Genomic DNA, 6000 nt, shown 5'->3' with positions numbered 1-6000 from the left:
GTCTTAGAGTGACCACCCTCTATACCTGAGCTCCGCTGCTTTACGTCTCCGACACGCCTTGACGACCACACCAACCACCTAACTGAACGGCGTTGGATCTAGATCACCCGCTGGTAGATGTTCGCCTCGTAGAGGGGGTGCATCCCGACCGCGCGGTAGAGCCGGGCGGCCTGCGTGGGATTCGCCAGGTCGACCCCGAGACCCGCCGCGGTGCGTCCCTTCCCGGCGTAGGTCGCGAAGGCGCGGCGCAGGAGCGCCTCACCCACACCCCTTCTCCGGTACGCCCGGAGCACCGCGAGCGACCGCACCCACCCCGACCCCTCCTCGGCGTTGGCGTCCGACGACTGCAGCACACCGGCCCAGGCCCCGTCGGCCAGCCCCACGAACCACTCGTCGTAGGAGACGCTCGCCTCGGCGTCGATCCGTGCCCGCCACGTCTCGTAGTCCGTAGCGGGGTGGTCGCTGTCCCGGAACGCCTCCTCGACGGTGGCGTGGAAGCGGCGCATCTCGGCCTCGTCGTGCGGGCGTACCGGGCGCACGGCGATCCCGGCGGGCGGCTCCGGCGCGACGGGTGCCACGCCCGCCAGCGACATCGTCATGCGGGCGTGCTGCTTGACGAAGGCGAAGCCCGCGCCGGTCAGCGCCTCGATCCACGGCCTCTCGGTGGGGATCGCGCCCGCCCGTACCGTGTAGGGCTCGTGGCCGAACTCGGCGCCGCGCTCGGCGGCGCGGGCGAGCAGCAGCTCGAGCAGCGGCCGCTGCGCCGGCTCACCGCGCCCCGGCCAGACGTAGACCTCGAGGAAGTCGCGCGGACCGCGGTCGGCGTTGTGCGGATACGCCCAGCCGACGATCGCGCCGCCGGTGTCCAGCGCGACCCAGCAGTCGCGCGTCAGGTCGGTGTGGGGGCCGCTGAGGGCCTCGCGGACCTCCTCGACGGTGAAGTCGGGCTCCCCCACCGCCGCGATGTCACTGGCGTGCGCCAGGGCGAGGATCTCGGGGACGTCGTCGAGGGTGGGCCGGCGGGTACGCCAGCCCGGAGGCAGCTCGGTCACCACCGAAGACTGCCCTAACGGGCAAGGCGATGCGACAGAGATTCCAGCAGGCCGATCAGCTCGACGCGCTCGGCGCCGCCGAGGGCCGCGTACGCCTGCCCGGCCAGCGACCCGGCGACCGACTCCGCCCACATGAGACGCCGCACGATCGGCCCGGCCTGCGGGTACGGGGGCTGCCAGCCGAACGCCACCGCGCCGGTCTCCCCCTCGGGCCCGGCGATGATGGCCTGCAACGGAGTGAGACCGCTGGCTCGTACGGCCACGACGTGGACTCCGAGCCAGTGCTCGTGCAGCAGGTGCAGCATGACCGCGGCCTGCGCCCCGGGGGACGCGTCGGGCGCGGGCATCGCCCGCCACGCGGCGAACAGGGGCAGCCCGGCAGTGTCCACGGCGGACACGACCCGTTTGGACAGATCGAGCAGGCGGGCGAGCCGCGGGAAGCCGCCGAGCTCGTCGGCGCCCCAGCGGCACAGTTCGTGCAGGTGCCAGGTGGCGACCTCGACCGGCGGGGTGGTCTTCGCCGCCGCCTCCCAACCGTCGGTCACGGCGTCCGGCGCGATGAAGCCGATGGCCGCGGCCGCCGTCTCCGGGCGCACGTCGCCGAGCGCCCCGGCACGGGCCGACACGTGGTACGCCCACCCGGACAGCCCCATGAGCCGGGCACGGCGCAGCGTCTGCGGGGACTCGGCGAACGCCCCGACGAGGGACGCGAGTCCCGGCCGGGCATTGGCGGCTGCCTGTTCGGGGGTCACCGCCCGATTCTGCTCTTCCTGACCGGATCTGGAAAACCGGCTATCGACCCGCTTGGTCGGCGTCGAGGTCCTCGATGGCTGCCTCCACGTCACCGACCCGCCGCCGAGCGGCCGACGCGTCGCGCTCGGCGGACCGTCGCTCGAGCTTGCGGCGGGAGACCTCGGCCTGGGCCACGATCCGCTGTCGTTCGAGCTCTGCGATCTGCTCCTCGAGCTCATCGACGGCGTGGCCGGCCGCCTGCTCGGCCTCCGCCGCGTTCTCGAGGGCGGCTTTCGCCTTCCTGTCCGCCGCCCGGGCCGCGACGAGTTCGCGCTGCAGCTCACGGCGCTTGGCCGTGCGTTCGGCGCGTGCCTTCTCCTCGGCCCGGCGCCGGCGCTCGTCCAGCGCCGAGACGGGTTTCGGCTCGTCCGGCTCCTCTTCTTCCTGCTCTTCGGGCGCCTCGGGCTCTGCTGAGCCGTCGTCGTCGACGGTGACCAGGCGCAGCCGTGGCCGGGGAACCTCGCCGAAGCCCGCGTATGTGGCCGCCTTCACCAGGCGGCCGCTGCGGACCTGCTCGGCGATCTCCGGCTCGGCCAGAGCCGCGCTCAGGGTCGCCTCTACCTCGGCCATAGGCAGCTTCGCGGACCGCAGCGACGGATCGTCCTCGACCGCCAGCTGCTGCGCGGCCCGGACCAGCGCGGAGATCGCCTGGCGGCGCTGCTGGGACAGCTCGCGCAGCTGGTCACCCTGGAGGGTGCGCTGGGCCTGGCGCAGCGCGGTGGCCAGGCCCACGAGGTCCTCGATCAGCTCCGGCCGGCGCACGGCGAGCAGGTTGACCAGCCACGCCGCCACGGTCGGCTTGCGCAGCGCGGCGAGGCGTTTGGCCGCCTCCTTGTCGCCGGCCTTCTTCGCGGCGGCGACGGCGGCGGCCCGGCCCGCGACGAAGCCGTCCGGGGGCGCCTCGTACAGCTGCCGGATGATCTCGTCGGTGCCGGGGGGCGCGGCCACGTCAGTCGATGGTGGTGCCGGGGGCGACGTGCGCGTACGTCGTGCCGCCGAGCCGTTCCAGGTGGCCGTCGGAGATCTTCGCGCCGGCCGGGGTCAGCAGGGCGTCGTGGAACGCGTACGCCCGCCCCGGCCGGACCGCACGGACGAAGTCGATCGCCTCGCTGAGCTTCATCCAGGGCGCGTTGAGGGGCACGAAGAGGGTGTCGACCTCGGCCTCCGGGACGGTGAACGAGTCGCCCGGCGTGTACACCGAGTGGGCGCCGTCCGAGATGAGGTAGCCGAGGTTGGCGATGCGCGGGATGTCCTCGTGGATCACCGCGTGCGCACCCCCGTACGCGTGGACCGTGAAGCCCGCGGCCGTGAACTCGCCGCCCGGTTCCACGGTCGTGACGGCTTCGGCGAAGGCGGTCAGCTTCGGCAGGACGTCGGGGTGGGCGTACACCGTCATCCCGGGGCGCCGGGACACGGCGTCGGCGAGGCCGTCGACGTCCAGATGGTCGAAGTGCTCATGGGTGACGAGGACGGCGTCCGCCCCGTCCAGGGCCGATCGCTCGCTGAACGTCCCCGGGTCGACCACCAGGACGCCATCGCCCTCAAGACGTAAGCAGGAATGCGTGAACTTCGTGACGCGCACGGGTCTCCTCCGCTGCCGAATCGTGACCGCCCACCCCGCAGTCTGCCGGAACCGGCGTGCGCACGCCGCACGTCCCAGGGTGCAGACCTTCACGGGGACAGGAGATAACACCATGGCTGGTACGGCTTCGACGAATATCAGATCGGCACCAAGGGCCCGGCACCGGGTGATCGCGGGTGTCTGCGCGCTCGGGCTGGCCGCGGCGACCGCGCTGGCCGGTTGCAGTGGCGACAGCAGCGACTCGGCCTCGACCTCGGGCGGTAAGGGGATGGCCGGGCCCGCCGCCGCGCCGGCCGAGCAAGCGGGTGCCGCCGGTGCGGCCGACAAGGCGGCCGCGCCCGAGGCGCAGGGCAAGGACACCGCCGCCCGGGGCCCCGACCTCCGCCTCGACCAGCGGTCGATCGTCTACACCGGCTCGATCACCGTACAGGTCCAGAACGTGAACATCGCCGCGGCGAAGGTCACCGGCATCGTCACGGGTGCCGGCGGATTCATCGGTGGCGACAAGCGCAGCAGCTCCGGCCAGGACGGGCCCTCCGACGCCACGCTGACGCTGCGGGTGCCGGCCGACAAGTTCACGTCCGTGGTGGACCAGCTCGCCGGACTCGGCCATGAGGAGCAGCGCGGCATCAACACCGAGGACGTCACCGAGGAGACCGTCGACCTCGACGCCCGGATCGCGACGCAGCAGGCCCGGGTGGCCAGCGGCCGCAAGCTGCTGGCCCAGGCGAAGTCCCTCGAGGACCTCGTGATGCTGGAGCGTGAGGTGGCGACCCGGGAGTCGGATCTCGCCTCGCTGGAAGCGAAGAAGCGCCGGCTGGCGGACCTCACGGCACTGTCCACCATCACCGTCGTGCTGCTCGACCCCGACGCCGCCACCACGAAGGCGGCGGACGACGGGCCGCCCGGGTTCCTGACAGGGCTCGAGAACGGCTGGAACGGCCTCCTGGCATCGCTCGGCGTCGTCGCGACCGTGCTCGGCTGGCTGCTGCCGTGGCTGCTGCTGCTCGGCCTGCCCGCCTGGGCGGTCGTCTGGTACGTGCGCCGCAACCGCCGCCCGGCCCCGAAGCCCGCGGATCAGCAGACCTGAGCAACTGACGAGCAGGTCTGGCGACCCGGTCGTCAGAACGCGCCGGTCGCGATGGCGGCCAGGGCGGTGTGCACCATGACGCGTACGCCGTAGCCTATGCAGCGCTCGTCCACGTCGAAGTTGCTCTGGTGCAGGTCGTACTTGGTCTCGGCGCCGGGTGTGCCGGTCCCCAGGCGGATCATCGCACCGGGCACCTGCTCCAGGTAGAAGGCGAAGTCCTCGCCGCCCATGCTGATCTCGGCCTCGACGACCCGGTCGGCGCCCAGGGCCGCCCCGGCCGCGCCCGCGATGACGGCGGAGGCCATCCGGTCGTTGATGACCGGCGGCACGCCGCGGTTGTACTGCACCTCGGCCTCGGCGCCGGTGGCCGCGACGACGTCGCGGATCAGCTTGGTGATGAGCTCCGGCGCCTCGCGCCACGCCTCCCGGTTGAGGATGCGGACCGTGCCCAGCACCTCGCCCTCGCCGGGGATGGCGTTGAACGCCTCGCCCGCCTTCACCGCGCCCCAGACCATCGACACCCCGGCGCGGGGGTCGACGCGGCGGTCCAGCAGCGCGGGCACGTCCACGATCACCCGGCCGAGGGCGTGCACCAGGTCGGCGGTGAGGTGCGGCCGCGCGGTGTGACCGCCGGGGCCGGTGAGGCGTACGCGGATCGTGTCGGCGGCCGCGGTGAACGGGCCCGATCGCACCCCCACCAGGCCGGCCGGCAACTGGGGATAGCAGTGCAGCGCGTAGATGGCGGCGACGTCCTTGAGCGCACCGGTGGCGATCACCTCGGGGGCGCCCGACGGCACGTACTCCTCGGCCGGCTGGAAGATCAGCCGCACCCGGCCGGGCAGCTCGCCCTGCTCGTTGAGCTGGGCGAGGGCCAGTCCGAGCCCGAGCAGCACCGTGGTGTGCACGTCGTGGCCGCAGGCGTGCGCCACCTTCGCGACCGTCGAGCGGTACGGCACGTCCTTGGTGTCCTGCAGCGGCAGCGCGTCCAGGTCGGCGCGGAAGGCGACCACCCGGTCGCCCTGGCCGATGTCGCAGATCAGACCGTTGCCCTTGGGCAGGAGCTGGGGGCTCAGCCCGGCCACGGCGAGCTCGCGGGCGATCAGCGCGGCGGTCTCGAACTCCGCGTTGGAGGGCTCCGGGTGCGCGTGGATGTGACGGCGGATGGCTACCAGCTCGGCACCCCGGGCGGCGAGCCAGCGGTCGAGCTGGCCCGGCAGGGGTTCGGCTCCGGGGGGCGGTCCCGGAAAGGTCGCCGTCTCGGCGCCACCGGGCGCCGTCAGTGCACTCGTCACGTCGATGTCTCTATCGCTCTCGGGATTTGGGCCGGTTTCCGCAACGCGCGACAGCCTAGACCCATTTTGGTGACGCTGTGCAACGTCATTCCCGTGTTGACGGGATAGCGGGCTGTCACGAAAACCCTGATAAGAGCGTTCTCCGGGCGGCATCCGTCTACCACCTCCTACAACGGGTTACGAATCGCGGAG

General features: G+C 72.7%; 6 protein-coding genes. 1 reads left to right on the top strand and 5 read right to left on the bottom strand.

What is annotated here, in order from left to right; genetic code table 11:
- Nucleotides 1-98 precede the first annotated feature (98 nt).
- The 4 genes from AB0368_RS22355 to AB0368_RS22340 are packed head-to-tail and all read right to left on the bottom strand — an operon-like array spanning nt 99 to nt 3426.
- The gene (locus AB0368_RS22355; RefSeq protein WP_366155838.1) at nt 99-1052 is read right to left on the bottom strand and encodes a GNAT family N-acetyltransferase; all 954 of its coding nucleotides are present in this window, start codon (nt 1050-1052) and stop codon (nt 99-101) included.
- A 14-nt stretch (nt 1053-1066) separates the two neighbouring features.
- Nucleotides 1067-1804 (bottom strand): hypothetical protein, encoded by a 738-nt coding sequence (locus AB0368_RS22350; protein ID WP_366155837.1) that lies wholly within the window; start codon nt 1802-1804, stop codon nt 1067-1069.
- 40 nt (nt 1805-1844) lie between these two features.
- Nucleotides 1845-2792 carry a hypothetical protein gene (locus tag AB0368_RS22345; RefSeq protein WP_366155836.1) on the bottom strand — a complete coding sequence of 316 codons (948 nt, stop codon included), beginning with the start codon at nt 2790-2792 and terminating at the stop codon, nt 1845-1847.
- A 1-nt stretch (nt 2793) separates the two neighbouring features.
- Nucleotides 2794-3426 (bottom strand): MBL fold metallo-hydrolase, encoded by a 633-nt coding sequence (locus tag AB0368_RS22340; protein WP_366155835.1) that lies wholly within the window; start codon nt 3424-3426, stop codon nt 2794-2796.
- 112 nt (nt 3427-3538) lie between these two features.
- Between AB0368_RS22340 and AB0368_RS22335 the strand changes: the two genes are divergently transcribed.
- The gene (locus tag AB0368_RS22335; protein ID WP_366155834.1) at nt 3539-4516 is read left to right on the top strand and encodes a DUF4349 domain-containing protein; all 978 of its coding nucleotides are present in this window, start codon (nt 3539-3541) and stop codon (nt 4514-4516) included.
- A 32-nt stretch (nt 4517-4548) separates the two neighbouring features.
- Here AB0368_RS22335 and AB0368_RS22330 read toward each other — a convergent pair whose 3' ends face one another.
- Entirely contained in the window at nt 4549-5808 is a 1260-nt protein-coding gene (locus tag AB0368_RS22330) for an amidohydrolase (protein WP_366155833.1), read from the bottom strand.
- Nucleotides 5809-6000: the final 192 nt, after the last annotated feature.

It is taken from the genome of Actinoplanes sp. NPDC051475, assembly GCF_040689425.1.
GTDB lineage: Bacteria > Actinomycetota > Actinomycetes > Mycobacteriales > Micromonosporaceae > Actinoplanes.
Note: the sequence above shows the minus strand (reverse complement) of the source record. Positions and strands in the feature narration are given on the sequence as shown.

Bases quoted from the DNA above. Each gene is read 5' to 3' on its own strand.
- AB0368_RS22335 (WP_366155834.1), top strand. From the start codon at position 3,539: ATGGCTGGTACGGCTTCGACGAATATCAGATCGGCACCAAGGGCCCGG.